At 69.7% G+C, this 24832-nt stretch carries 19 protein-coding genes, 3 tRNA genes and 1 pseudogene; 12 read left to right on the top strand and 11 right to left on the bottom strand.

Annotated features, from left to right (window positions below):
* Positions 1–21: 21 nt before the first annotated feature.
* Genes PVE36_RS01225 through PVE36_RS01205 form a run of 5 tightly spaced genes read right to left on the bottom strand, consistent with a single transcriptional unit; the run spans position 22 to position 4618 of the window.
* Complete coding sequence (locus tag PVE36_RS01225; protein WP_277454064.1) at positions 22–729, bottom strand: ABC transporter ATP-binding protein; 708 nt, start codon at positions 727–729, stop codon at positions 22–24.
* Positions 726–1505 carry an ABC transporter ATP-binding protein gene (locus PVE36_RS01220; RefSeq protein WP_277454063.1) on the bottom strand — a complete coding sequence of 260 codons (780 nt, stop codon included), beginning with the start codon at positions 1503–1505 and terminating at the stop codon, positions 726–728. The genes PVE36_RS01225 and PVE36_RS01220 overlap by 4 nt, the downstream gene beginning before the upstream one ends.
* Entirely contained in the window at positions 1505–2539 is a 1035-nt protein-coding gene (locus PVE36_RS01215) for a branched-chain amino acid ABC transporter permease (RefSeq protein WP_277454062.1), read from the bottom strand. Before PVE36_RS01215 ends, PVE36_RS01220 begins: the two co-directional genes overlap by 1 nt.
* The gene (locus PVE36_RS01210) at positions 2536–3402 is read right to left on the bottom strand and encodes a branched-chain amino acid ABC transporter permease (RefSeq protein ID WP_277454061.1); all 867 of its coding nucleotides are present in this window, start codon (positions 3400–3402) and stop codon (positions 2536–2538) included. Before PVE36_RS01210 ends, PVE36_RS01215 begins: the two co-directional genes overlap by 4 nt.
* A gap of 7 nt (positions 3403–3409) precedes the next feature.
* A complete protein-coding gene (locus PVE36_RS01205) occupies positions 3410–4618 on the bottom strand; it encodes an ABC transporter substrate-binding protein (protein WP_277454060.1) in 1209 nt (402 codons plus the stop codon).
* Positions 4619–4828: 210 nt separating this feature from the next.
* On the opposite strand from PVE36_RS01205, the gene PVE36_RS01200 reads away from it, so the two are divergent.
* Positions 4829–6085, top strand: a complete 1257-nt coding sequence (locus PVE36_RS01200; RefSeq protein ID WP_277454059.1) for an FAD-dependent oxidoreductase — start codon at positions 4829–4831, stop codon at positions 6083–6085.
* A gap of 20 nt (positions 6086–6105) precedes the next feature.
* On the opposite strand, the gene PVE36_RS01195 is transcribed toward PVE36_RS01200, so the two are convergent.
* Positions 6106–7359, bottom strand: coding sequence for a polysaccharide pyruvyl transferase family protein (locus PVE36_RS01195; protein ID WP_277454057.1), 1254 nt, complete (start codon positions 7357–7359; stop codon positions 6106–6108).
* Between the two features lie 320 nt (positions 7360–7679).
* Between PVE36_RS01195 and PVE36_RS01190 the strand changes: the two genes are divergently transcribed.
* Entirely contained in the window at positions 7680–8804 is a 1125-nt protein-coding gene (locus PVE36_RS01190) for an acyltransferase (protein WP_277454056.1), read from the top strand.
* 48 nt (positions 8805–8852) lie between these two features.
* Here PVE36_RS01190 and PVE36_RS01185 read toward each other — a convergent pair whose 3' ends face one another.
* Complete coding sequence (locus PVE36_RS01185; protein WP_277454055.1) at positions 8853–10109, bottom strand: DUF445 domain-containing protein; 1257 nt, start codon at positions 10107–10109, stop codon at positions 8853–8855.
* A 41-nt stretch (positions 10110–10150) separates the two neighbouring features.
* Between PVE36_RS01185 and PVE36_RS01180 the strand changes: the two genes are divergently transcribed.
* The 5 genes and pseudogenes from PVE36_RS01180 (at position 10151) to PVE36_RS01160 (ending at position 13101) form a co-directional block, all read left to right on the top strand.
* On the top strand, positions 10151–11587 hold the full coding sequence (locus PVE36_RS01180) for a GuaB1 family IMP dehydrogenase-related protein (protein WP_277454054.1): 1437 nt from the start codon (positions 10151–10153) through the stop codon (positions 11585–11587).
* A 28-nt stretch (positions 11588–11615) separates the two neighbouring features.
* Positions 11616–12664, top strand: a pseudogene (locus tag PVE36_RS01175) (PHP domain-containing protein).
* Between the two features lie 152 nt (positions 12665–12816).
* A tRNA-Glu gene (locus PVE36_RS01170) sits at positions 12817–12889 on the top strand.
* A 35-nt stretch (positions 12890–12924) separates the two neighbouring features.
* A tRNA-Asp gene (locus tag PVE36_RS01165) sits at positions 12925–12998 on the top strand.
* Positions 12999–13024: 26 nt separating this feature from the next.
* A tRNA-Phe gene (locus PVE36_RS01160) sits at positions 13025–13101 on the top strand.
* A gap of 108 nt (positions 13102–13209) precedes the next feature.
* On the opposite strand, the gene PVE36_RS01155 is transcribed toward PVE36_RS01160, so the two are convergent.
* On the bottom strand, positions 13210–13671 hold the full coding sequence (locus PVE36_RS01155) for an adenylyltransferase/cytidyltransferase family protein (RefSeq protein WP_277454053.1): 462 nt from the start codon (positions 13669–13671) through the stop codon (positions 13210–13212).
* A 133-nt stretch (positions 13672–13804) separates the two neighbouring features.
* On the opposite strand from PVE36_RS01155, the gene PVE36_RS01150 reads away from it, so the two are divergent.
* Together PVE36_RS01150 and PVE36_RS01145 are read left to right on the top strand one after the other, a co-directional pair.
* On the top strand, positions 13805–14674 hold the full coding sequence (locus PVE36_RS01150) for a glycosyltransferase (protein ID WP_277454051.1): 870 nt from the start codon (positions 13805–13807) through the stop codon (positions 14672–14674).
* Positions 14675–14776: 102 nt separating this feature from the next.
* Positions 14777–15406 carry a sulfotransferase family 2 domain-containing protein gene (locus PVE36_RS01145; RefSeq protein WP_277454050.1) on the top strand — a complete coding sequence of 210 codons (630 nt, stop codon included), beginning with the start codon at positions 14777–14779 and terminating at the stop codon, positions 15404–15406.
* 34 nt (positions 15407–15440) lie between these two features.
* Here PVE36_RS01145 and PVE36_RS01140 read toward each other — a convergent pair whose 3' ends face one another.
* The 3 genes from PVE36_RS01140 to PVE36_RS01130 form a co-directional block, all read right to left on the bottom strand.
* A complete protein-coding gene (locus PVE36_RS01140) occupies positions 15441–18041 on the bottom strand; it encodes a glycosyltransferase (protein WP_277454049.1) in 2601 nt (866 codons plus the stop codon).
* Between the two features lie 140 nt (positions 18042–18181).
* Positions 18182–19000 (bottom strand): CDP-alcohol phosphatidyltransferase family protein, encoded by an 819-nt coding sequence (locus tag PVE36_RS01135; protein ID WP_277454046.1) that lies wholly within the window; start codon positions 18998–19000, stop codon positions 18182–18184.
* Complete coding sequence (locus PVE36_RS01130; RefSeq protein ID WP_277454045.1) at positions 18997–21537, bottom strand: glycosyltransferase; 2541 nt, start codon at positions 21535–21537, stop codon at positions 18997–18999. The genes PVE36_RS01135 and PVE36_RS01130 overlap by 4 nt, the downstream gene beginning before the upstream one ends.
* A gap of 169 nt (positions 21538–21706) precedes the next feature.
* On the opposite strand from PVE36_RS01130, the gene PVE36_RS01125 reads away from it, so the two are divergent.
* From PVE36_RS01125 to PVE36_RS01110, 3 genes are all read left to right on the top strand, one after another.
* Positions 21707–22615, top strand: a complete 909-nt coding sequence (locus PVE36_RS01125; protein ID WP_277454044.1) for an ABC transporter permease — start codon at positions 21707–21709, stop codon at positions 22613–22615.
* Positions 22608–24389 (top strand): ATP-binding cassette domain-containing protein, encoded by a 1782-nt coding sequence (locus PVE36_RS16165; RefSeq protein WP_346780609.1) that lies wholly within the window; start codon positions 22608–22610, stop codon positions 24387–24389. Before PVE36_RS01125 ends, PVE36_RS16165 begins: the two co-directional genes overlap by 8 nt.
* A gap of 230 nt (positions 24390–24619) precedes the next feature.
* Complete coding sequence (locus PVE36_RS01110) at positions 24620–24811, top strand: DUF3073 domain-containing protein (protein WP_277454043.1); 192 nt, start codon at positions 24620–24622, stop codon at positions 24809–24811.
* Positions 24812–24832 lie beyond the last annotated feature (21 nt).

Genomic DNA, 24832 nt, shown 5'->3' with positions numbered 1-24832 from the left:
CCACCGGCCGGCGGCCGGCCGTCACACCCCGAGGTAGGCCTGCTGCACGGCCGGGTCCCCGGCGAGCTCCTCGGCCGGGCCCGACAGGACGACCCGACCCTCGGCCATGACGTACCCCGAGGAGGCGATGCGCAGGGCGGAGGTCGCGTTCTGCTCGGCGAGGAGCACGCCGATGCCCTCCCGGTTGATCCCGACGATCGCGTCGAAGACCTGCTGGGTGACCAGCGGCGCCAGACCCATCGACGGTTCGTCGAGGATCAGCATCGTCGGGTCGGACATCAGGGCACGGCCGATGGCCACCATCTGCTGCTGCCCTCCGGACAAGGACCCGGCGGACTGCTTGCTCTTGTCCCTGAGCACCGGGAACAGCTCGTAGGTCCGCTCCAGGAGGGTGCGCACCCGCTCCTTCCGACGGCGGCCGGCGTACGCACCCAGCACCAGGTTCTTCTCCACCGACATCCGCGGGAAGAGGTGCCGGCCCTCGGGGCAGTGCGCCAGTCCCTTGCGCACGAGGGCGGCCGTGCTGCTCCTGGTGGTGTCCTCTCCGGCGAACTCGATCCGTCCGCCGGTCGGGCGGAGCACCCCGCTCACGGTGCGGAACAGCGTCGACTTGCCGGAGCCGTTCGACCCGAGGATGACCGTCAGCTCACCCGCGGGGACGGTGATGTCGACGGAGTGCAGGACGTTCCCCGCGCCGTAGCCGGCGCTGAGCCCGGAGATGGTCATCATGAGGAGGCTCCTGTCGTGCTCGCGTCGGCCCCGAGATAGGCCTCGATGACGAGCGGGTCCTTCTTGATCTCGTCCGGGCTGCCCAGGGCGATGCGTTGGCCGTGGTCGAGGACGACGATCTGGTCGGCGAGGTTCATCACCATGGACATCTTGTGCTCGACGAGGCAGACCGTGATCCCGCGCCCGACGATCTGCCGGATGAGCTCGCCGAAGGACTCGGTCTCCTCGTCGGTGGTGCCGGCAGCCGGCTCGTCCAGGAGCAGCAGGCGCGGCTCCGTGGCCAGGGCGAGGGCGATCGAGATCCGCTTCTGCGTCTCCTGCGGGAGGGTCGAGGCGAGCTCGTCGCGCAGGTGGGCGGCGCCGACGAACTCCAGCTCCTGCATCGACTTCTCGAGGCTCGCCCTCTCGTCGCGGCGGTACCGCGGCGTGTGCAGCACCGCGTCCAGCGGGTTGGATCGGCCCCGCACGACACAGGCGGCCAGGACGTTCTCCAGCACGGTGGCACCGTCGAAGAGGTGCGTCGTCTGGAACGTCCGGGCGATCCCCGCACGGACCGTCCGGTGGGGCTTCATGCCGGTGATGTCCGTGCCGTCGAAGGTGACGGTCCCCGACGTCGGGCGGTAGAAGCCCGCCAGCAGGTTGAACAACGTCGACTTGCCCGCGCCGTTGGGTCCGATGATCGCCGTGATCTGCCCCTCCGGGACGTCGAGGTCCACGTCCTTGACCGCGTCGAGACCACCGAACCTCTTGCTGAGCCCGCGTACCTGCAGCAGCATCAGACCACCTCTTCCTTCGTCGTCCGGGGGGCGGGTGTCTCGTCGGGTGCGTCCTCTGACCGTGCCGCCGCACGCTGCCGACGTCGGCGACGCGCGGGGATGAGGTCGTTGAGGTAACCGACGATGCCCTTCGGCGCGAAGATGACGAGCAGGACGATGATCGGCCCCAGGACGATGAACCGGTAGGACTGCAGGTCCTGCAGCATCTCGAAGAGGAACGCCACGAGCAGGCTCCCGATGATCGGCCCCATGACCGTCCCCATGCCGCCGATGAGCAGGAAGAGCAGGAACTCGAAGGTGACGTCGATGGCGGCCGAGTCCGGACCGATGAACCCGGTCAGGGAGGCGAAGAGGCCACCTGCCAGTCCCGCGATGCCGGCCGAGGCCGTGAAGGCGAGCTGCTTGCCGACGGCGACGTTGACCCCGATGGACCTGGCGAGGTCCTCGGACGTGCGGATGGCCACGAGGGACCGTCCCGCGTTGGACCGCAGCAGCGCATGGGTCGTGTACGCGGCGCCGCCGAGGATGAGCAGCACGAAGTAGTACATGGTCGTCGGCTGCGTGAAGTCGATCGGCCCGATGTTCTCCGGGTACTTCACCCCACTGACGCCCGAGTGGGCGTGCGTGACCGACTCCCACCGGGTGACGACGATGAAGATGAGGAATCCCAGGGCCATCGTGAAGATCGCGAAGTACGCGCCCTGTGTCCGCAGCGCGATCAGTCCCGAGGCGTACCCCAGGGCCGTGGTGGCGAGGATGGCGAGCAGGAAGGAGCCCCAGAAGGACCAGTCGTGGTCCGTCGTGAGCAGGCCCACGATGTAGGCACCGACGCCGAAGAACGCACCGTGTGCCAGGGACAGCTGTCCGGTCAGGCCGAGGATGATGTTCATCCCGTAGGCGGCGATCGCGTAGATCGCCGCCGTCGTGGTCACCCGGATCAGGTAGGGCTGGTCGTTGAGGACGAGTGGTGCCGCGAGCAGGGCGAGCGCGACGAGCGCGACGCCGAGCAGACGCGGGTTGATCTTCTCCATCATCGTTGCTCCACCATTCCGAACAGTCCCGTCGGTTTGATCGCCAGGACGGCCATCAGGACGACGAAGATCGCCGCCTCACCTGCTGCCACGGAGATGTAGGTCGAGGCCATCACCTCCGCGATGGCGATGACGAACCCGCCGATGATCGCCCCCGGGAGGGAGCCGAGCCCACCCAGGATGATGATCGCGAAGACGATCAGGTTCAGCGACGCGCCCATGGTGGGCGAGAGCAGCTGGATCGGCGCGACCAGTCCCGCCGAGACGGCCACCAGCGCGAAGGACACCGCGAAGGTCACCATGGAGACGACGCCCGGGTTGATCCCGACGAGCGTCGCGCCCGTGCGGTCCTGCTCGACGGCCTCGATCGCCTGGCCGTGGACGGACTTCTTGAGGAACCACGTCAGGGCGATGAGCACGACCATGGCGGTCACGATGATGATGATCCGCTGCGAGGAGATCTGCGCCCCCGCGACGGTCATCCGGCCGGCGAAGGGGGAGTCCATGCGCAGGAACCCCGTGCCCCAGACCTCCTGGACCACGGCGATGAGAAAGAACATCACCCCGATCGTCGCGATCATGTGGTGCGTGTGCGGAGCCTTCCGCAGCGGATGGAAGATGAGCCGCTCGAAGAGCACCCCGACCACGGCGAGGACGAGCGCGGCGCACACGATCGCCACCACGTACGGCAGGCCGACGTCGACGAGCAGTGAGTACGTGAAGTACCCGCCGAGCATGAAGAGCGCGCCGTGGGCGAGGTTGGGAAAGCCCAGCACCCCGAAGACGAGAGTCAGCCCGACGGCGGCCAGGCAGTAGATGCCGCCCAGCGCCAGGCCGTTGATCAACTGCTGGATGAAGAGCGTCATCCGCTGCTCATTCCTTGGGCTGGTCGACCGGGAAGGACTCGTACTGCCCCTGCTCGTTCCGGTAGGCCGCCTGGAGGTCGTCGGCGAGGAGGTGCCCGTTGTCGGTGATGCGGTCGGGCGCGAAGGCCACCCGGAACTTGGGGTCCACCTCGTCGATGCTCTCGCCGATGGCCTCGCGGATGGCAGCGGGGTCGTCGACGGTCCCGGCGGTCTCCATCGCCTTGATGAAGATCGGCAGCGCCTGGTAGTTCAGCGCGATGTCCGCATTGACCGGCTTGTCCGTGGAGAACTTCTCCTGGTAGCGGGTGATGAAGTCCTCGGTGCCCTCGAACGCCGTCAGCGGAGCGATCCCGACCGAGTTGTTGAGGTTCTTCGGGTCGGTGAACTCCTCCATCTCCTCGAACTTCGCCTGGTCGAGGATCATGAAGGACCCCTCATAGCCCTGCTTGCGCGCCTCCTCGATGATGATCGCGGTGGGCTGCGAGGGCCCTCCGACGAGGATGACGTCCGGGTTGCCGGACAGCGTCTTCGAGACCGGGCCGGCGAAGTCCGAGACGGTGGCGTAGTTGATGTTGTTGTTCGCCATCACCTGGCCCCCAGCGTCCTCCCAGGCTGCCGTCGCCGCCTTGGTCCACTGCTGGCCGAACTCGCTCGAGGTGGCCAGGAGGCCCAGCTTGCCGCTGCCCTGGGTGTCGACCTTGCTGATGAACGGGTCGATGTAGCTGGTGAAGGACGGCGGGATCATCACGGTGAGCGGGTTGCCACCCTCCACGATCTCCGGGTCCGAGCTGTAGGCGCCGACGAGGAACTCGGTGCGTCCGGAGTTCAGCTCCTGCGCCGCCTTGATCCCACCGGCGTGGGGGATGAACACGACGGTGGCACCGTCCTGCTCGACGAGGCGCTGGGCGTTCGTCCCGGTCGTCCCCGGCTGGTACTGGTCGTCGAGGCTCTCGAGCTCCACGGTGTACTCGGTGCCGTCGACCGTCACGCCCTCGGCGTTGACCTCGTCGATGGCCATCTGCAGGCCGTTCTGGACGTTCTTGCCGTACTCGGCGGCGCCACCGCTGATGCCGGCGGAGTACCCGATGGTGATCGTGCCGGAGTCGGAGCCACCGCCCCCTCCGGATCCTCCACACGCTGCCAGGGTGGCCACCAGACCACCACTCGCCATGGTGGCGACACAGCGGATCGTGCGGTTCGGCAAGGCTGCAGCCATCGTGTCTCTCCTCGTTGAGATGCACCCTGAACCCGGGTTCAAGTTCAGGTGTGGCCCGAGATTATGGAAGGCGGCGTCCGCTGTCAACAGGTGGCCGGACCCCGGGTGGTGCCGGGTGGCGCCCCCCTGCTTTGCCACGGCGACGTGATCTGCGGCACAGTGGATCGGTGGGCGGCCGGAGACCCCGGAGCCCCCTGTCGAGAGGACGCGATGAACTCCCCCACTCCCCCTCCCACGAAGGTCGCCGTCATCGGCGCCGGCATGGTCGGACTGTCAACCGCGTGGTTCCTCCAGGAGCACGGCGTGGAGGTCGAGGTCCTGGACCGCGACAGCGTCGCGGCCGGCTCCTCGTGGGGCAACGCCGGGTGGATCACCCCCGGGCTGTCGACGCCCCTCCCGGACCCGGCGGTCCTCTCCTACGGCATCAAGGCCGTCATCTCCCCCTCGTCCCCCGTCTACGTCCCGGTGAGCGCGGACCCGCGCCTGCTGCGCTTCCTCGCGATGTTCACCCGCAACAGCACGATGCGCCGCTGGTCGCGCTCGATGCGCTCCCTCGTGCCGATCAACGAGTGCGCGCTACCGGCCTTCGACGCCCTCGCGGCGGGTGGGGTCAGCTCACCCGCGCACGAGGCGACCTCGTTCATCGCCGGCTACCGCACCCGGCCCGAGACCGAGTTCCTGCTCACCGAGCTCGAGCACATCGCGGCCTCCGGTCAGGACGTCGGCTTCGAGGAGCTCACCGGCGAGCAGGTGCGCGAGATCGAGCCGACCTTCTCCGACGAGGTCGGCGCCGGCATCCGCCTGCTCGGCCAGCGGTACCTCAACCCCATCGAGTACGTCCAGTCGCTGGCGGACTCGGTCCGCGCCCGCGGTGGCAAGGTCCGCGAGGGCGCACGCGTCACCGGCATCACCGACGAGGCGAAGGGGGTCCGCCTGGCGATCGCGGGAGCGGGCACCGAGGCCTTCGACCGGGTCGTCGTCGCCACGGGCACGTGGCTGGACGACCTGGCCCGCCCCTTCGGGGTGCGCACCCACGTGCAGGCCGGCCGGGGCTACAGCTTCAGCGTGCCGATCGACCACGTCCCGCACGGGCCCATCTACCTGCCGAACGAGCGGGTGGCCTGCACGCCGCTGGGTGACCGGCTGCGCGTGGCCGGGATGATGGAGTTCCGCCCGCCGGAGGCCCCGCTCGACCAGCGGCGCGTCGAGGCGGTCGTCGAGGCGGCCCGTCCCTTCCTCAGTGGCGTCGACCTCGACGACCGGCGGGACGAGTGGGTCGGGTCGCGTCCCTGCACCCCCGACGGCCTGCCGCTCATCGGCGCGTCGCAGTCGCCGCACGTGCACATCGCCGGCGGCCACGGGATGTGGGGCATGACCCTGGGACCGGCCACCGGGCAGCTCCTGGCCAAGACCATGGTGACCGGCCGTCCGGCGCCGGAGCTGACCCCCTTCGACCCCCTGCGCTGACCACCGAAAGCCTCGCACGGCTAGACGAGCCGGCGCCCCAGTCGCTTCACTCGCTTGAGCACCTTGGATGTCGACAGGTTCGACACCTTGGCTCTGTAGGTGGCCGCACGAACGTTGATTCGCGGCGGCTTCCACGGGTGGGCCACGGAACCCTTTGGCTTCAGCGGAAAGGCATCAAGCAGATCATCCAGTGACGTATTCAGGTCCGGCAGGCTCGCGTCTTGTGCAAGTGACTTGAGGTCCAGTCCAGCCACGTGATCACTGGTCACATCGCACCGCGACACGCTCTCTTCAGCCAGGGTGGAGAAGAAATCGTTGAACTTGAACTGGTCGCCTCCCAACTGGTCATCATCCAGACGGAGCCACACCCAGGGAACGCCGTACGCCTGGGCGACGATGATGCCGTGCAGCGATGTCGAGATGCACCTGTCGGCGGAAGCGATGTCGTCCACCACACGTTCCAAGCCTTGGCCGACGTCCACCACGTGGAGAGCATCGTCTGTGGTGGCAGGCGCGAAGTGCTTGGCGTGGGAGTAGTGCGGTACGACGACCGTCGATCCCGCCGAGAGCGAAGACACTCGGGGCGTGTAGAACCTGGGTAGCAGGAGTGCCGGATCCCCGTAGACGTCAGGAACCTGCCAGTTCAACTTACGTCGCAACTCGTCTGCAGTGGCACGACCCCTCACGGCGTGCACCGTGACGTCATCAAGACCTTGCAACCGCTTCAACCGGTCCTCGGCCAGTGGTCTCATCAGTCCGGATCCCCAGATGGACGCGTGGTCCCGGTTGAGGAATGCCACGATCGACCCGACAGAGAGCAACGTCGACCCATCATGTTTGACCCGACGCGAATTCACCGGTGTACGCCCCGTGAGTCGTTCAACCAGCCATGGACCAGCCGCATCACCGAAGTTACGCCTGTTGTCCCACCAGAACGCACCAACGTGGTCCTGGGGCAGGGTCTTGTGATCGCTGTACTCGCTCGGCGCTCGTTTCGGCTGGTGGGTCAACCAGTGCGTCCAGTCGATGACGTCGCGCAGGATGCCACGGGTCTCGGCGCACGGCCACGCGCCGAACACATGCCGTTCCGCGCCACCATCGACCACGAGCTCGGCCTTGCCCACCAGCGTATTCCGCAGATGGCGCCGGAGTTCCGCGCCGCGGGCGAGAACCGATCCAGTCACCACGCCCTGATCGATCTTGAGATCGATGGCGGCCGCACGTCCTGCGATGTCGAAGGAGACAACCAGGGTTCGGTCGTTGTACTGCCACACCCTCTTCACCATCGACCCCAAGAAGGACGAGGATCGGAGGACGTCGCTCAGCTGAGTGAGACCAGAATGATCGGACGGCACGTGCGGCTACCCCTCAGGCACTTGTGGACGGCGGAGAGCGGAGAACTGCCCGGCGGCCAGGCCGCAGCGAGTTCGGGTGTCTTCGGCCGTCAGTTTCCCACACGGTCGGTCACTGGCGCGCTCCAGATGCGCTGGCTGCATGTACGTGCAAGCACTGGCCGCGGGGGACGCGTCGAACCACAACCTTGCCCACCCGGCTCGGACCTGCATCGCCGTTACCTCTTCGTTACCATTCTCGCATGGCTCGCACGATCGGATCCGCGCTGGTCGGACGTGACAACTCCCTCAACGCTGTCCGGCTCGTGCTCGCGGCTGCGGTGATCCTCGCCCACTCGTGGACGATCGGGGGGTACGGCGACACCATCTTCCACTGGATCGGGGCCAACAGCGTCAACGGCTTCTTCGCCCTCTCCGGCTTCCTCATCGCCGGCAGCCGGCTGCGCCACGACTTCCGGCACTACATCACCCGTCGCGCCCAGCGCATCTTCCCGGGATTCTGGGTCTGCCTGGTCGTCATCGCCCTCTTCTTCGCCCCGATCGGGGCGCTCCTGAGCGGCGTCGGCTGGGACCCCGGCGACTCCCTCGCCTACATCCGCAACAACGCGAGCCTGGTCATCGTCAACCGGGAGATCGGGCAGACCCTCGCGGCCTCGCCGGAGGGCGCCAACTGGAACCGCTCGCTGTGGTCGCTGATGCACGAGTTCATCGCCTACATCGTGTGCGGCGTGCTGCTCGGCGTCCTCTGGGTGCGCCGCAACCTCGCCCTGGCCGCCGGCATCGTCGTCGCCGTCCTCCCGCTGGCATACGTGGCCGTCCCCGACCTCGACGGCCCGGCGCACATGATCAACGACAGCCTGCGACTGCTCTCCTTCTACTTCGCCGGCGTCCTGGCCTACGCACTGCGTGACCGGATCCGCACCTCCCACACCGTGGCCGGCATCGCCGCGGTGGCCGTGCTCGCCGCCGGGTTCACCTCCGAGACGCTCCTCCACGCCGCCACACCGATCCCGCTGACCTACCTGCTGCTGCACATCGGCTCGACCTGGCGGACGCAGATCGCGGCGGAGGAGGACGCCTCCTTCGGTCTCTACATCTACGGCTACCCGGTCCAGCAGCTGCTCGCGATGCTCGGCCTCGGGACCCTCGTCCCGGTGTGGGGCTTCGCCCTGGCGTCGATGGCCCTCGCCTTCCCGCTCGCGCTCGCCTCGTGGCGCTACGTGGAGAAGCCGGCCATGGGACTGCGACTGGCCCGGGGCCGCGTCCCGTGGACCGACACGGCGGTCCCCGCCCCGGCTCGCGACGAGGCGCTGACGCAGCGCGAGTGGGACCACCACGCGTCCGCCACCCTCACGATCGGCCGCTGAGCCGGACCAGTCCCCTGCGGCCCGGGCGCGAGCCGCTGCCCGCGGACCTCAGCTGATCAGCACACTGACCGAGTGGATGACCACTCCGGCGAGCGCACCCACGACCGTGCCGTTGATCCGGATGAACTGCAGGTCGCGCCCGACGAAGAGCTCGATGCGCTCGCTCGCCTCGTCCGCGTCCCAGCGCGCCACGGTCACGGAGATCACCCCGGCGAGCTCGTCGCCGTAGGTGTTGACGAAGAACGCGACCACCTCGCTGAGATGGGTCTCGAGCCGCTCCTGCCAGCCCCGGTCGGAGGTGAGGTGCCCCCCGAGGTCGACCAGCAGCTGGTCCCCACGGGTCCAGAAGTAGGAGTCCCGATCGGCCATCGCACCGAGCAACGAGGACCGCAGCGACTGCCACACGGCCACGGCGCTCGTCGGCACCTGCGGGTGGGCGAGCAGCCGCTCCTTGAGCGACTCCGCGCTGGCCATGACGTCCGGGTCGTGCTGCAGGTCGTCGGCGAGCCGGCGCAGCAGGTCGTCCAGCGCCACCCGGGCCGGGTGGGCGTTGTCCGCCCGCATCTCCGCCAACCACGACAGGGCCTGCTCGTACGTCCAGGCGATGACCCGGTCGTCGAGCCACTCCGGTGACCACCACGGCGCCTTCTCCCCGACGACGGCGGCGAAGAGGTCCGGGTTGTCCCGGAGCCACCGGTGGACCTCGTCGATGCCCAGGTCGACGAGGCCCCGGTGGTTGCCGTCGGCGACCACGCCCTCGAGGAGGGCCCCGAGGATGGGGCTGACCGGCTCCCGGGACAGCCGCGGCAGGAGCAGCTGGGCGAGGAAGTCGTGGACGTCCTCGTCGCTGATGCGCTCCAGCCCGCGCGTCCCACCGACCGCGACCTCGCCGAGGACGCGCTGCCGGTTCGCCGGCTCCCCCAGCCACCGACCCAGGCGCTCGGCGACCCGGGCCGCGGCCAGCCGCTCGCGGGCGATCTCCTCGGTCAGGAAGTTCTCCGAGACGAACTCCTGCAGGCTGCGCCCCAGCTCGTCCTTACGCTTCTTCACCAGGGCCGTGTGGGGGACGGGGATGCCCAGGGGGTGGCGGAAGAGCGCGGTCACCGCGAACCAGTCGGCGAGGGCACCGACCATGCCGGCCTCGGCGGCCGTGTTGACAAAGCCCCACACGCCGTCGTGGTCGAGGCGCAGGGTGAGGACGTAGACGATCGCCGCGAGGACCAGCAGGCCGGTGGCGACGAACCGCATCCGACGCAGTCCGGCCCGTCGTTGCGCGTCTGCGGGGGTCTCCTGGAAGAAGTTCACGCCACAGATCCTGCCCCACGAGCGGCCCTAGACTGCACTGCGTGGAGTTCCTCAACGGCCTGCAGCCCCAGTTCGACCTGACCTACGACGACGTCTTCATGGTCCCGCGCAGCAGCGAGGTCGCCAGCCGGCACGGCGTGGACCTGCGCACGGGCGACGGGACCGGGACGACGATGCCGCTGGTCGTGGCCAACATGACCGCGATCGCCGGTCGGCGAATGGCCGAGACCACCGCCCGCCGCGGCGGCCTGACGGTCCTCCCCCAGGACATCCCGGTCGACGTCGTCGCCGAGGTCATCTCCTTCGTCAAGTCCCGCCCACTCCTCCACGACACGGCGATCACGCTCGACCCGACCGTCACCGTCGGCGAGGCCCTCGCGCTGCTGCCGAAGCGCGCCCACGACGCGGCGATCGTCGTGGAGGACGGTCGCCCGGTCGGCGTCGTCACCGAGCGTGACCTCGTCGGCGTCGACCGTTTCACCCAGGTGCACACCGTGATGTCCCGCGACCCGTTGACCCTGTCGACCGATGTCGACCCGCGCACGGCCTACGAGGAGCTGCACCGGGCCCGACGTCGGGTGGCGCCCGTCGTCGACGCCTCCGGGGCGCTCGTGGGCGTGCAGACGAGGAAGGGGGCGGTGCGGGCGAGCATGTACACCCCCGCCCTCGACGTGGACGGCCGGTTGCGGGTCGCGGCCGCCGTCGGCATCAACGGTGACGTGGCCGCCAAGGCCAAGGCGCTCCTCGAGGCGGGGGCGGACGTGCTGGTCGTCGACACCGCGCACGGGCACCAGACGAAGATGCTCGAGGCCCTCGCCGCGGTGCGGGCCCTCGACCCACAGGTGCCGGTCGTCGCGGGCAACGTCGTCTCCGCCGAGGGGACCCGTGACCTGATCGAGGCGGGCGCGGACATCGTCAAGGTCGGGGTGGGTCCCGGCGCCATGTGCACGACGCGGATGATGACCGCCGTCGGCCGACCCCAGTTCTCCGCCGTGCTGGAGTGTGCCGCCGCCGCCCGTGGGCTCGGCAAGCACGTGTGGGCCGACGGCGGGGTGCGCCACCCGCGCGACGTCGCCCTCGCCCTGGCCGCAGGCGCGAGCAATGTCATGGTCGGCTCGTGGTTCGCCGGGACGCTCGAGTCCCCCGGCGACCTCGTCACCGACCCCGACGGCCGTCGTTACAAGGAGTCCTTCGGGATGGCCTCCGCCCGAGCGGTGCGCGGGAGGACCGCGGACGACTCCCCCTTCGAGCGGGCACGCAAGTCGCACTTCGAGGAGGGCATCTCGACCTCCCGGATGTACATCGACCCGTCCGGGCCGGGCGTCGAGGACGTCATCGACCAGATCATCGCGGGCGTCCGCAGCAGCTGCACCTACGCCGGCGCCGCGACGCTGGAGGAGTTCCACGAGCGTGCCCTCGTCGGCCTCCAGTCCACCGCGGGCTTCGCCGAGGGACGGCCGCTGCACTCGTCCTGGTGACGGCGGCCCGATCGGCCAGACTGGGACCATGCAGTCCCTTCCTCCGCTCCGGGCACCCGTCGACCCCGTCGAGGCGCTGCGGCGCGTCGGCTTCCTCCTGGAGCGCTCACGGCAGCACAGCCGCCGGGTGGAGGCCTTCCGGGGCGCCGTCGGCGTCGTGCGCGAGCTGGGCGAGGGCGAGGTGGCCCAGCGGGCCGAGGACGGCACCCTGACCGAGCTGCCCGGCATCGGGAAGTCCACCGCCGGCGTGATCGGGCAGGCCGTGCGCGGGGAGCTGCCCGACTACCTCGTGCGGCACCAGGAGGAGCACGGCGGCCCGCTCGTCGAGGGTGGCGACGCGTACGCCGCCGCCGTCATCGGCGACTGCCACCTGCACTCGGACTGGTCGGACGGCGGCAGCCCGATCGACGAGATGGTCCTCACCGCCGTCGAGCTGGGTCAGGAGTGGATGGTGCTGACCGACCACTCCCCACGCCTGCGCATCGCGAACGGCCTGTCGCCGCAACGCCTCGGGCAGCAGCTGACACTGGTCGCACGCATCGACGAGTCCGTGGGCGATGCCTTCACCCTGATGTCCGGGATCGAGGTCGACATCCTCGACGACGGCACGCTCGACCAGAGCGAGGAGATGCTCGGTCGGCTCGACCTGGTCACCGCCTCCGTGCACTCCAAGCTGCGCATGGCGAAGGGGGCGATGACCCGGCGCATGCTCGCTGCGGTGCGCAACCCCCGGGTCAACGTCCTCGGTCACTGCACGGGGCGCCTCGTCACGGGGGACGCGGCACCCGTCCGCAGAGCGACTTCGACGCCCGCGCGGTCTTCGAGGCCTGCGCGGAGCACGACGTCGCCGTCGAGATCAACTCCCGACCCGAGCGGTGCGACCCCCCGGACGAGCTGATCGAGCTGGCCCTGGAGGCCGGGTGCCTCTTCGCCATCGACTCCGACGCGCACGCACCCGGGCAGCTGGAGATGAAGGTGTACGGCGCGGAGCGGGCCGAGCGCCTCGGGGTGCCGATGGAGCGGATCGTCACGACCTGGGACACCGACAGGGTGCGCGAGTGGGCCCGCTCGTCCTGACGAAAAGGGCAGGAATCCGCGGGAAATGGCCCGACAACCACCCGGGGAGGGACCGATTTGGGCGATCAGCCATGTCTCTCGTATGCTTTCCGAGTCCTCGACGGATTCGGGTGCTGCTGCCTGCTGCGTAGCGAGGGGTTCGTCGAGTACGGGTCCCCATCGTCTAGCGGCCTAGGACCCCGCCCTTTCACGGCGGTAGCACGGGTTCGAATCCCGTTGGGGATACGCAAGCAAGTCTTGCAGTGCCTTGCACACCACAAGGCCGCGTAGCGCAGTTGGTTAGCGCGCCGCCCTGTCACGGCGGAGGTCGCGGGTTCGAGTCCCGTCGCGGTCGCTCGCTGGTCCACCACGGACCGGCTCGGCCAGGTAGCTCAGTTGGTACGAGCGTCCGACTGAAAATCGGAAGGTCGGCGGTTCGACCCCGCCCCTGGCCACCATCGGCTCGTCGCCGACCCTTCCCCCCGCACTACCGGACGAGCGCCGCCCCGGCGGGATCCCCCCTTCGCCTCCTCCGAGGCAGTGGCCGTGCCTGCGGACTCAAGAGCTCAGCTGAGCTCCTTGACGATCTGCCCGATGTTGTCGATGGTCCGCTTCAGCTCCTCCACGTGACGGGCGTCGAAGGCGCTGAGGATCCGCTTCATCTCCGTGGTGGAGATGCCGTCGGTGCGGGGCAGGTACACCAGCTCCACCTGGTCGGACAGCTCGTCGAACTTGCCCTCCCAGTCGGCGCCCATGCCGAGGATGTCGACGTCGTAGGTCTCGATGTCCTCACGCTTCTGGCTCCACCGGTCCTCGGGGATGGCCAGGTCCACGTACTTGATGCTCTGGACGATCTCCATGCGCTGCTCGAAGGGCACGATGGGCTTCTTGCCCTTGATGGCGTTGAACTCATCGGTCGAGACGGCGACGATGAGCCGGTCCCCGAGCGCGCTCAGACGCTTGATGATGTTCAGGTGTCCGATGTGGAAGAGATCGAACGTGCCGTACGTGATGACGGTCTTGGGCATGGGTGGGTACCTCGCTAGGCGCTCGGGGCTGGCAGTCGCCCAGTCTATGGTTCTTCGGCGTCCTGCCGCGGGACGCGGCCCACGAGGCGAGTTCGCAGTAGGGTCGAAGGTCGAGCCCCGGAGAGGAGCCCACATGGACAGGCACCCGTCCGTCGACGTCGTCGTCCTCAGCCAGGGCGACCGTCGTGACGAGACGCTGCGCGCCCTGGAGTCGGCCCGGGCGCAGACCGGCGTGGACGTCACCATGATCCTGGTCGGCAACGGCTGGGAGCCCGTAGGGCTCCCGGACGACGTCCGCACCGTCCACCTCCCGGAGAACGTCGGCCCGGCAGAGGGGCGCAACATCGGCGTCGCGCACGGTACGTCGGAGTTCATCTTCTTCCTCGACAACGACGCCTGGCTCCCCGACCCCACCGCCCTGGCCCACACCGTGGCGCGCTTCCGCGCCGAGCAGCGCCTGGGTCTGGTGCACGCCCGGGTCGCCGACCCCGAGGGCGTCACCCTGCGGCGCTGGGTCCCCCGCGCCCACGTCGGCGATCCGACCGTCGGCAGCCCCGCGTTCTCCGTCTGCGAAGGGGTCGTGGCGCTCCGGCGAGCGGCGTACGAGGAGGTGGGGGGCTTCCCCGGGCAGTTCTTCTTCGGCCACGAGGGCATCGAGCTGGCCTGGCGCCTGCGCGACCACGAGTGGGAGCTCACCTACGACCCGTCCGTGCTCATCCACCACCCGGCGACCGAGGCCACCCGACACGCCCTCTTCTGGCGGCTCAACGCCCGCAACCGCGTGTGGGTGGCGCGCCGCAACCTGCCGTGGCCACTGGCCGCCGTCTACGTCGGGGCGTGGACGGCCATCACCGTCGCCCGCACCTGGCGCCAGCCCGCCAACCTGCGCTTCTGGTTCGCGGGTTTCCGCGAAGGGCTGCGCACGAGCCCCGGAGAACGACACCCGATGCGCTGGCGGACGGTCTGGGCGCTCACCCGTCTCGGGCACCCGCCCGTCCTCTGAGCCCCACCCGCATCGGCACGCCGTGTCGATATAGTCCCGATAACCGTCGAGCGGCCGTCGGCCGGAAGGCCCGTCGACCGCACCTCTTACCGAAGGGTCCCCATGCCTGTATTCCGTCAGGGCGAACGCAAGTTCCTCTTCATCCACATCCCCAAGACCGGGGGCTCGAGCATCGAGCGGGCCTTTGCCGATGCCGGGTGGGACACGCTCTACCGCGACGGCCGGGTCGGCCCCAGGTCATGGAACGACATCCGCCGGTGCACGCCCCAGCACATGCACCGCGAGATGCTGGAGGCGCTCTTCCGGATCGAGCGGTTCGACGGTGTCTTCACGGTCGTGCGGGAGCCGATGGCGCGCATCAAGTCCGAGTACCTGTGGCGGCACCGCACGGCCGAGTTCTCCATCGACGGCCGGTCGGTCGAGAAGTGGACCGCCAGTTCCTTCGCCCGGTACGCGAAGGATCCCTTCCTCTTCGACAACCACCTGCGGCCGCAGGTCGACTTCCTGGTCGACCGCGCTGAGGTCTTCCGCTTCGAGGACGGCCTGGACCAGATGGCGGCCGCCCTGAACACGAAGTGGGACCTCGGACTCCCGGAGCAGCTTCCGCGGGTACGCGAGGGCAGCTCCACGACGAAGTACGCCAGCAAGGACGTCGAGGTCACGCCGGGGATGCGTGACCTCGTGCGCGACATGTACGGCGAGGACTACGCGAGGTTCGGGTACGAGGTGTGAGTCGGCTGCGGCTGCCGCCTCCCGCGTGGCCGATTCAGGCCTCGCGGGAGGCCGGCGCCGACCCGAGCACCCGGTAGAAGTCTTCCGTCGCTTCCGCGTTGTATGCGGCTGCATCGAACGTCGGATTCGGTACCTCGCCGAGCAGGGCGGCCCGCATGCCTTCGGCCAGGGCCGCCTCGTCACGCTCCACGACGAGCCCGACGCCCTCGGGCAGCGCGCCACTGACCGAGTCGAACTTCGTCGCGACCACCGGCAGGCCGAGCACCCGCGCCTCGAGGATCACCATCGGCTGTCCCTCGTAGTCACTGGAGAGGACGAAGACGTCCGCCTTCGACAGCACGACGTGCGGGTTGCTCCGCTGACCGGCGATGGTCACGGCGTCGCTCAGCCCCAGGTCACGCACCACCTCGACGAGGTAGCCCTCGAGGGGGCCCCCGCCGATGATGACCAGTCGGGTGGCCGGGTTCTCCTGGTGGACGAGGGCGAAGGCGCGGATGAGTCGCTCGTGGTTCTTCTCCGGTGACAGCCGACCGACCGTGACGAACGTGCGCACCCCGTCCTTGGGCGGGATCACCTCGCTGACCGTGCGGTGGCGCTCCACGGCGGCCTCGAGCGGGTCCAGTCCGTGCACGTCCGCGAGCGTCCGGACAGCGAGGGAGAGGTCACCGGCCGGCAGCGTCGCCGTCGGGCGCTCCTCACCGGCCTCGTTCCGCTCGCCGTAGGCCATCCGGGAGATGTAGCCGGCATCGATGGTGTTGCGGGCGAAGGTGTGCTTCTCCGCCGACGCGGCATCGGCGAGGTTCGTCCGGTTGATCTCCATCAGTGCCGAAGAGACCGAGACGAGGTGGTCGTAACCGGCATAGGCGTTGAACACCGACCCGAGGTTCGCCTCGTGGGGGCGGCGACCGTCCACCTCGCGCATCTGGTCGGCCTTGAGGTCGTTGTGCAGCCAGATCGAGTGGCTCCGCGCCTCGCCCTGGCGCAGCAGCAGGGCCCAGAAGGCGGCGTAGCCACTGAAGTCGACGATGTGGTCGAACTCTGCCAACCCGAAGCACCGTCGCCACTCGTGCGCGAACATGCGCTCCGCCTGATCGAGGGGCTCCTCACGGACGCGCTCGCCGCCCTGGAGCGCCTTCGTCCGCTGGCCCTCGGTCCGCAGGGACCACAGCATCGCCCCGATGCGCGGGAGGACGCGCACCCGTGGCTGGATCCTGGCCTCGTTCGCCTGCACCTCCTCCGACGCGGAGTGCTGGTAGAACACGGAGACGTCGTAGCGATCGTGGTCGATGTTGTTCAGCAGGTTCAGCGCCGAGGTCGTGATGCCGTTGGGGCGCATGCCACCGAGGTACATCAGGATCCGGGTGCGCCCGTCCGACCGCACGGGACGGACGTCGTGGTCGCGCGTGCTGCCTCGGAGCACGACATCGATGATCCGCTCGCAGGCCCGGCCGTCCTCTCGGGACGCGAAGCGTTCGCGGGCAGCGTCATAGGCATCCCGGTGGCTGACCGCCGGGTCGTCATCCGCGCCGGACCCATCGGCCACGAGGACCCGCGCGAGCTGGCCGGCCGTTCGCACGAGTGGTCCGGGCAGGTGCTTGGTGTCGAGGTAGAGGCCGCGGTATCCGTCGTAGGCGCTCATGTCCGGTGCGAAGAAGACGATGGGCCGTCCCGTGGCGAGGAAGTCGAAGAAGATGCTGGAGTAGTCGGTCACGAGCACGTCGGTGATCCCGAGCACCTCGTTGCTCGGGATCTCGTTCGGGACGAGGATGTCGGACAGCTCCGGGTGCTCGAGCGCGAAGGCGTACACCTGCTGGTGCACCCGTAGCAGCACCTGCTGGTCCGACGGGAGCTGGCGCTTGAGCTCGCGGACCCGCTTCGCGAGCAGCACGACGTCATTGGCCGGCTGCTGGAATGACTCCCCACGCCACGTCGGGGCGTAGAGCACGACCTTCTGCTCATCACCGAGCGCGACACCGGCCGCCGTGAGCCGGCCACGCACCCGGTCACGGCCTACCTCGTCCAGGAACTGCCGGTCCACGCGCGGCGAGCCCTCGGTGATGATCCGTCCGGGGTGGATGTTGGTCAGCCGGTAGGCCTCCTCGTACATCCGCTCGGCCATGAAGCGGTTCGCTGCGAGCAGGTAGTCGGCGGAGAGGAAGTTGCGGATGACGTTGCGGGCGTTCGGGCCGCCTCCCGGCTCGTCGTATCCCATCGTCTTGAACGGGGTTCCGTGCCAGGTGTTGACGTAGACCTGGCCGTCGCGCTTGATGAATTCCGGAGGGAAGGTCGCGTTGTTGAACAGGTACCGGGACGTGGACAGGGCCCGGTAGTACTGGGGCGACTTGTATCGCACGAAGCGCACCCGCGGGTGTTGCGCGAACTCTGCCCGGATCCGCGAGGACCACATCTGCGGCGACAACGACCAGACGTGCGTCAGGTGGGCGAACTCGGGGTCGTCGACCAGCGCCCGGAAGATCGCCTCCGGGTTGCACAGCACTCCGTTGCCGGCGAAGGACTCGTAGAAGACGCTGTTGTCGTCCAGGGGGCGCTCGTGCCAGTAGGCGCGCCACTCCTGCGACCCGACGCGGCGGGCGCTCTTCAGGGTCTTCACAGCGTCGACAACGCGCAATTCCATCCTCCTACAGTCCGACGACCCGTCCGGGCCGAAGATGTTTTTTGCGACCGACGGGCAATTATGCCCGTACGTCGCTCGGCCGGGCGTTCGACACCACCGTCGCGGGCAGCACGCGGCGCTCGCCGGTCGCCGCCTGCCAGTCAGCCGTCGAAGCGACGCGAGGTGACGATCATCAGCAGGAACCCACCCGCCGTGGCCAGGGCCAGGGGAAGCGAGACGAGCAGCCACCACTGGAGGACGACGCCCTCACCGACGACGCCCGTGGCCGACAGGAGGAGGCCGAGGGTCGCCGCGGCGAGGGTGATGAGGGAGAACTCGATCGCGACGAACGCGCGGAAGAACGGGAAGAACCGCAGCAGGCTGCGCGCGGAGCGCAGCCCGGCCGAGCGGGAGGCCGCGACCTGGGCGTCCTCGTCCCCCTTCGGCAGGCCGGCGTAGTGGCGGGCGACGTGCACGATGTCGCCGAAGGACTTCTTGAGCAGGACCACGCACGCGGTGAGCGCGCCGATCGTGGTCCACCCGCCGATGGAGCCGGGACCGCCGTCGACGTGGACGCCGAGCGCGATGGGCAGGGCCGCCTCCGTGACGTAGTGGCCCACCCGGTCGAGGTAGACGCCCATCGGCGACGAGGTCCCGCGCCAGCGGGCGACCTCACCGTCCGAGCAGTCGATGAGGATCTGGAACTGCATGAGGAGCGCACAGGCGAGGACCGCCCACCACGAGGGGATCATCAGGACGGCGGCACCGATGACACCGACGAGGATCATCAGCCAGGTGACGCCGTTGGCCGAGATCCCCGTCGGCAGGATCAGCCGGGTGAAGTGGAGGGACATCCGCCGCAGGTAGAGCGTGCCCGCCCAGTGCTCGGAGTTGCGTCGGCCGACGACGGACGGCGGCTGAGCCACCGCACGCAGCTCCTCCAGCGAAGGGCGTCCGGCTCGAGGGTCTCGCTCGGTCACGTGTGTCCTGTGGGTCGGGGCATGGCTGGCGTACGCAGGTCGTCCCCGAGGCCGACCGCCGCCGCGAACTCCTCGAGAGCCGTGGCGTTGTAGGCGTCGACATCCAGGGCCGTGAAGCCCGGACGCTCGGAGACGAGCTCCATCATGGCACGGGCGACCGCCTCGTCATCGCGCGGAACCACCACGCCGCACCCCGGGGGAACGACCCCCTCGACGGACGAGAACTGCGTGGTCAGCACCGGGGTGGACAACGCCAGGGCCTCGAGGATGACCATCGGCAGGCCCTCGTGCTCGCTCGTGAGGGCGAAGTAGTCCGCGGCCGCCACGACGGGGAAGGGGTTGGCCACCTGCCCCGTCAGGAAGACCGACCGCTGCAGCCCCAGCTCGGCCGCGAGCACCCTGAGGTCGTCCGCGAGGGGCCCGGACCCCATGATCACCACGGTGACGTCGTGCCCGGCGGCGCGCGTGGCCGCTGCCGCCCGGACGAGGCGCGCCTGGTTCTTCTCGTGGGTCAGGCGACCTGCGGTCACGAAGGTCACCGTCTCCTCGTCACGCAGAGCGGCCACCACGTCGTCGTCCAGACCGATCTCCTCGAGGGGGACGCGTGCCAGCGAGCGCACCCGCGAGTCGTCGATGACGTTGCGCGCGCTGCGGAAGCTCGCGCCACCGGCGTACCTGCGCAGCGACCGCTCGTTGACCCGGGAGAGCGACTCGGAGACCGAGACCAGCCGGTCGTAGCGGTCGTAGAGGCTGAACACCTGCTCGAGGTGGTGCGCCCTCGTCCTGCCGTGCTCCGCGGTACTGGCCACTTCCGCAGCCAGGTCGTTGTGCAGCCAGATCGAGTGGGAGCGCACCGGCTCCGGCGCGACCCCTCGCGACATCAACAGCGCCCAGTAGGGCGAGTACCCGCCGAAGTCGATGACGTGGTCGAACTGCGCGGAGCCGAAGCACCGCGTCCACTCCTCCTGCAGGAGGCGGACGAGGGAGGGCATCGGCACGAGCCCGCTGCCGGCACCGAGCCGCTCGAGCAGGCGCCGCGACCACACCACCCGCTTCGGCCCGTTGAGACCTCCCACCCGGGGCAGCAGGCGGATCCGGTCGTCGATCGACTCCGCGAACGCCTGCGGGGCGGCCTTGCGCGCCGGCCCCCAGGCGATGGACACGTCGAGGCGGTCCAGGTCGAGGTGCCCGAGGAGCGCGATGAGCGACGACGTCACGCCGTTGCGCTGGAGGGACCCCCCGTGGATGAGCAGTCGCGGGACCCGCTCGCCCGCGTGCGTCCGCTCCGCCAGGGAGGTGCAGCGGCCCACGGTGGGGGTCCGGCCACGCCAGACGACGTCCACCACCCGTTCGGTGGCACGGCCGTCGGCGAAGGGGGCGTACCGCGCCGCCCACTCGTGGCGCACCCCTGCGCGCGCTCCACCCGCGGCCACGTCCGCGGCCGTGGCGTCCGCGGTCTCGCACACGCGTCCCGGCAGGTCCTCGGCCGGCAGGTACAGCGGTCGCACCGTCTCGTAGGAGGCCCGGTCGGGCACGTGGAAGGTGATCGGGACGTCGGGGTCGGCGAGCGCGTCGAAGAGGATGCTCGAGTAGTCCGTGACGAGGTGGTCGGTGATCGCGAGCACCTCGTTCGCCGGGACGTCCGCCGGCACCAGCACCCCCCGGAGCGAAGGGAGGTCCACGGCCTGCGCGTGCACCACCGGATGCACCTTGACGAGCACCTGCCAGTCGTCGTCGAGCGCCTCCCGCAGGGTGGTGACCAGGCCCACCACGGCATCCGCATCGAGCCGGGGGTCCGCGAAGGCCTCACCACGCCACGTCGGCGCCACGAGGACGGTGCGTCGCGTCCCGTCCACGGCGACGCCACCGGCAGCGAGGCGCTCGCGCACCTCGCGACGACGCGCGTCGGTGACCCCCACCTGCACGTCGGTGCGGGGCACGCCGACCTCGAGCACCGTCGCGGGCGCGAGCCCCTCGAGGCGGTAGGCCCGCCGGTACATGGTGTCCGTCATGTAGGGCCCCGAGGAGAGCAGGTGGTCCGCCGCGAGGAAGTTGCGGATGACGTTGGCCGCGCCCAGCGCGCCCCCGGGGACGTCGTAACCCATCGCCTTCAGCGGGGTGCCGTGCCAGGTGTTGACGTAGGTCTGGCCCGCGCGCTTGCCGAACTCCGCGGGGAAGGTCGAGTTGTTGACCAGGAAGCCGGCCGTCGCCAGGTGCCGGAAGTACCCGGGGGTGCGGTGGCCGACGACGCGGACCCGTGTCTCGTCCAGACCGAGCGAGGCGAGGTGCTCGCGGGCGCGCCGGCGGCGCTCGTCGTCGGCCACGACCCACACGTGGCGTAGGTGCGCGAGGTCCGGCGCGTCGACCAGGTGACGGAAGATCGCGTAGGGGCTGTCGACCAGCCCGGCACCGAAGGTCGCCTCGTAGAGGACGGTGTCGCTCTCGACAGGCCGGGACCGCCAGTGGGCCACCCATTGCGCCCGGGGAATGCGGCGGGCGCGACGCAGCGTCGCGACCGCCTTCCTGAGCTTCGCCATGTCCGCCTTTCGTCCCGGGCCCGTCCGGCGGACCAGTCTATGGTCGAGGGGACGCCACCCCCTTCGCTCCACCACGCCTGCGGAAGCGGTCGGTATGATCCCCGTCAGGCACCGGGCGAGCCCCGACCGCCCCGTGCGCACGGGGCACGACCAACGAGAAGGACCAAGTGTGGCTGACGTCGCCCAGGCAGTCGGACGGGCCTCCCTTCCCCCTGCGCCGACCGTCGAGGAGGCACGGAGGCTGGCGGACCGTCACGGTCTGCGGGCGCTCAGCGAGCGCCCGCCGCTGCACCAGTACCTGAGCGACCTGTGGAGGCGTCGCTCCTTCCTGTGGACGCTCTCCTCGGCCGAGTCGTACGCGAAGAACGAGGCGAACCACCTCGGTCAGCTCTGGTCGGTGCTCAACCCGGCGCTACTCATCACGAGCTACTACCTGATCTTCGGCCTGCTCCTGGGCACGCGAGGGGGCATCGAGAACTTCATCGGGTTCCTCGGCATCGGCGTCGTCATGTTCGCCTTCACCTCCTCGGTCGTCACCCGCGGGGCGAAGGCGATCACCGGAAAGCTCAGCCTGGTGCGCACGCTGCACTTCCCACGTGCCCTGCTGCCGATGTCGGTGACCCTCACCGAGTTCCTGGCCTCGGTCCCGGCCTTCGGGCTGCTCTTCGTGCTGATGTTCGCCACCGGGGAGCGACCTGACTGGGAGTGGTTGCTCTTCCCGGTCGCGGTCGTGATGCAGGGCATGGCACTGCTCGGCTTCGCCTTCATCTCGGCCCGTCTGGTCAACGCCTCGCAGGACATCGCCAACCTCATCCCGATCATCGTGCGCCTGCTGCGCTACATCTCCGGAGTCTTCTTCCCCGTCATGCACTACGTCCAGGGAGCCCCCGTGGTGATCCAGGAGGTGCTGACGATGCAACCATTCGCCCTCATGCTCACCACCGGCCGGCAGTCCTTGCTCAACGGTGAGCCCGTCGTGCTCTCCGACTGGCTCACCATGGCCGCCTGGGCCGTCGGTGCCGCCGGTGTCGGGATGGTCTTCTTCTGGCAGGCGGAGATGAGGTACGGCCGTGGCTGAGCCCGACCCCACCGTCGATGCCGCCACGCCGGAGGCGGCCCCCACCGTCGTCGTCAGTCACCTCAGCGTGACCTACCAGGTCCTCGGTGGCGACCGCCGTGGGACCCCCGGCCGTCAGGACGAAGGGCGGTCCCTCCGCCGACTGCTGCGTCCGGGCACGGGCGAACGCACCCGCGAGGTCCACGCCGTCAAGGACGTCAGCTTCATCGCGCGCCATGGTGAGTCGATCGGGATCATCGGCCGCAACGGCTCGGGCAAGTCCACCCTCCTGCGGGCCGTGACCGGCCTGATCCCGCCGGCCAAGGGCAAGGTGTGGGTCGCGGGCGAGCCCTCCCTGCTCGGCGTCAACGCCGTGCTCATCAACAAGCTCAGTGGCGAACGCAACATCTACGTCGGCGGCCAGGCGCTCGGGCTGACCACCGCGGAGATCGACGAGAAGTTCGACGACATCGTCGAGTTCTCCGGGATCGGCGATGCCGTGCACCTTCCGATGAGCACCTACTCCTCCGGCATGGGTGCGCGACTGCGGTTCGCGATCTCCACGGCGGCGGCTCCAGACGTGCTGATGATCGACGAGGCCCTCGCCACCGGGGACGCCTCCTTCCGACAGAAGAGCGCCGAGCGCATCGAGTCGATCAGGGAGGCCGCCGGCACCGTCTTCCTCGTCTCCCACTCCAACTCCAACATCCGTGAGATCTGCGACCGGGTCCTGTGGATGGACCAGGGTCGCCTGGTCATGGACGGCCCCACGGAGGACGTCCTGCGCGCCTACGAGGCGACCCTGCCCAAGCAGAAGCCACGCAAGCGAGACGACGCCCCCGACGAGCCGGACGTCCCCGGGACCGTCCGCTGGACGGGCCCCACCCGGTTCCAGACCTCCCGGGAGATCACCCGGGCCACGTGGGACCCCGGCGTCCGGGCGTGCTTCGTCGTCAGCGTGCAGTCCATGGCCATGGCGCGGATGGTGGCTCCGGTCGCCGCGCAGCTCGGCTGGCCCATGCTCTGGGTGCGCCCGGGCGCCATCCCCGCGGCCACTCACGACGAGCTCGGCCGCCTCGCCCCCGAGCGCGTCATCGTCGTCGGCGGCGAGGAGCAGGTGAGCGCGCAGACGTACGGCCGCATCGAGGACCTCGTCGGCGGGACGGTCGAGCGACTCGGTGAGGACGACCCACCGCGGACCGCTGCCCGGCTCCTGCGGGCCTTCCCACCGAGGGACACCTCCACCGTGTACGTGGCCCACCCGGACAACTCCGGGGGCACACCCGTGGCCTCGCTGCAGGCGGCCAGGACCGGTCGTGCGGTGGTCGTGTGCGACGCCGGGAGCCCGGGCGAGGAGCTCGCCGCCGCGCTCGCGGAGGTGCAGCCACGGCGGCTGGCCCTCCTCGGCTACGAGGAGGAGTGGCCGACCGACGTCATCGACCGCCTGCGCCGGGCCACCGGCGCGGAGGTCGAGTTCTCCGCACAGGGAGGGCCGATGGCCAGGGCCGCCGCCCTGTGGGAGGACGTCGAGCCGGGCGGGCAGGTCATCGTCTCCGGCGCCTCAGCCCTCGAGATGCTCACCGCCACGGCCGCCGCCGGGCACACCGGCACCCCGGTGCTGCTCCTCACCTCCGGTCGTCTGCCGGACCTCGTGCGTGCCCGCCTGGAGCGGCTCGCTCCCTCGCAGATCGTGCTCTCCGGGTCGGTGGAGGCCCTCCCACCCGATCTGCGGCAGTCCCTGGGCGAGCTCGTCCCGCCCGCCCAGGCACCGGTCGAGGCGTCCCGCGCGCAGTAGTCGAGGCGTCTCGCAGGTGGCAGGGCCGGGGGTCGCCCTGCCTGCGTGGTGGGGTCGGGGGAGGACACCCCGGCGCCGCGGCCCGATGGGGCACTCCGGCCCGGAACCATGTACCGTGGGGAGCACGAGAAACCACACAGATCCGGGTCCACTCTGTTCAGTTCCGCGTCCCCATCGGGGAGGCGGGATGATCCGAGTCGGCCCGCACTAGCGTATGAGGGGGTCACGCCATGGGGCGCGGCCGAGCGAAGGCGAAGCAGACCAAGGTTGCCCGCGAGCTGAAGTACTACTCGCCGGACACCGACCTGCGAGCGCTGGAGGCGGAACTTCACGGCAAGTCTCACGGACGCACCGAGCGTGCGCCCGACGACGAGCAGCACGTGGACGACGACGACGAGTCGTGGTCCGACGTGGAGCGGTAGGACCCACCGTCCGGCGGAGCG

The sequence above is a fragment of the Janibacter sp. DB-40 genome (assembly GCF_029510815.1).
Taxonomy (GTDB): domain Bacteria; phylum Actinomycetota; class Actinomycetes; order Actinomycetales; family Dermatophilaceae; genus Janibacter.
This window is presented reverse-complemented; position numbering and strand designations above follow the sequence as displayed.

Excerpts from the sequence above, each read along its gene's own strand:
- PVE36_RS01145 (WP_277454050.1), top strand. The coding sequence starts at position 14,777 with ATGCCTGTATTCCGTCAGGGCGAACGCAAGTTCCTCTTCATCCACATC.
- PVE36_RS01215 (WP_277454062.1), bottom strand. The coding sequence starts at position 2,539 with ATGATGGAGAAGATCAACCCGCGTCTGCTCGGCGTCGCGCTCGTCGCG.
- PVE36_RS01205 (WP_277454060.1), bottom strand. The coding sequence starts at position 4,618 with ATGGCTGCAGCCTTGCCGAACCGCACGATCCGCTGTGTCGCCACCATG.
- PVE36_RS01130 (WP_277454045.1), bottom strand. The coding sequence starts at position 21,537 with ATGGCGAAGCTCAGGAAGGCGGTCGCGACGCTGCGTCGCGCCCGCCGC.
- PVE36_RS01155 (WP_277454053.1), bottom strand. The coding sequence starts at position 13,671 with ATGCCCAAGACCGTCATCACGTACGGCACGTTCGATCTCTTCCACATC.
- PVE36_RS01210 (WP_277454061.1), bottom strand. The coding sequence starts at position 3,402 with ATGACGCTCTTCATCCAGCAGTTGATCAACGGCCTGGCGCTGGGCGGC.
- PVE36_RS01110 (WP_277454043.1), top strand. The coding sequence starts at position 24,620 with ATGGGGCGCGGCCGAGCGAAGGCGAAGCAGACCAAGGTTGCCCGCGAG.
- PVE36_RS01200 (WP_277454059.1), top strand. The coding sequence starts at position 4,829 with ATGAACTCCCCCACTCCCCCTCCCACGAAGGTCGCCGTCATCGGCGCC.
- PVE36_RS01220 (WP_277454063.1), bottom strand. The coding sequence starts at position 1,505 with ATGCTGCTGCAGGTACGCGGGCTCAGCAAGAGGTTCGGTGGTCTCGAC.
- PVE36_RS01150 (WP_277454051.1), top strand. The coding sequence starts at position 13,805 with ATGGACAGGCACCCGTCCGTCGACGTCGTCGTCCTCAGCCAGGGCGAC.
- PVE36_RS01140 (WP_277454049.1), bottom strand. The coding sequence starts at position 18,041 with ATGGAATTGCGCGTTGTCGACGCTGTGAAGACCCTGAAGAGCGCCCGC.
- PVE36_RS01190 (WP_277454056.1), top strand. The coding sequence starts at position 7,680 with ATGGCTCGCACGATCGGATCCGCGCTGGTCGGACGTGACAACTCCCTC.
- PVE36_RS01225 (WP_277454064.1), bottom strand. The coding sequence starts at position 729 with ATGATGACCATCTCCGGGCTCAGCGCCGGCTACGGCGCGGGGAACGTC.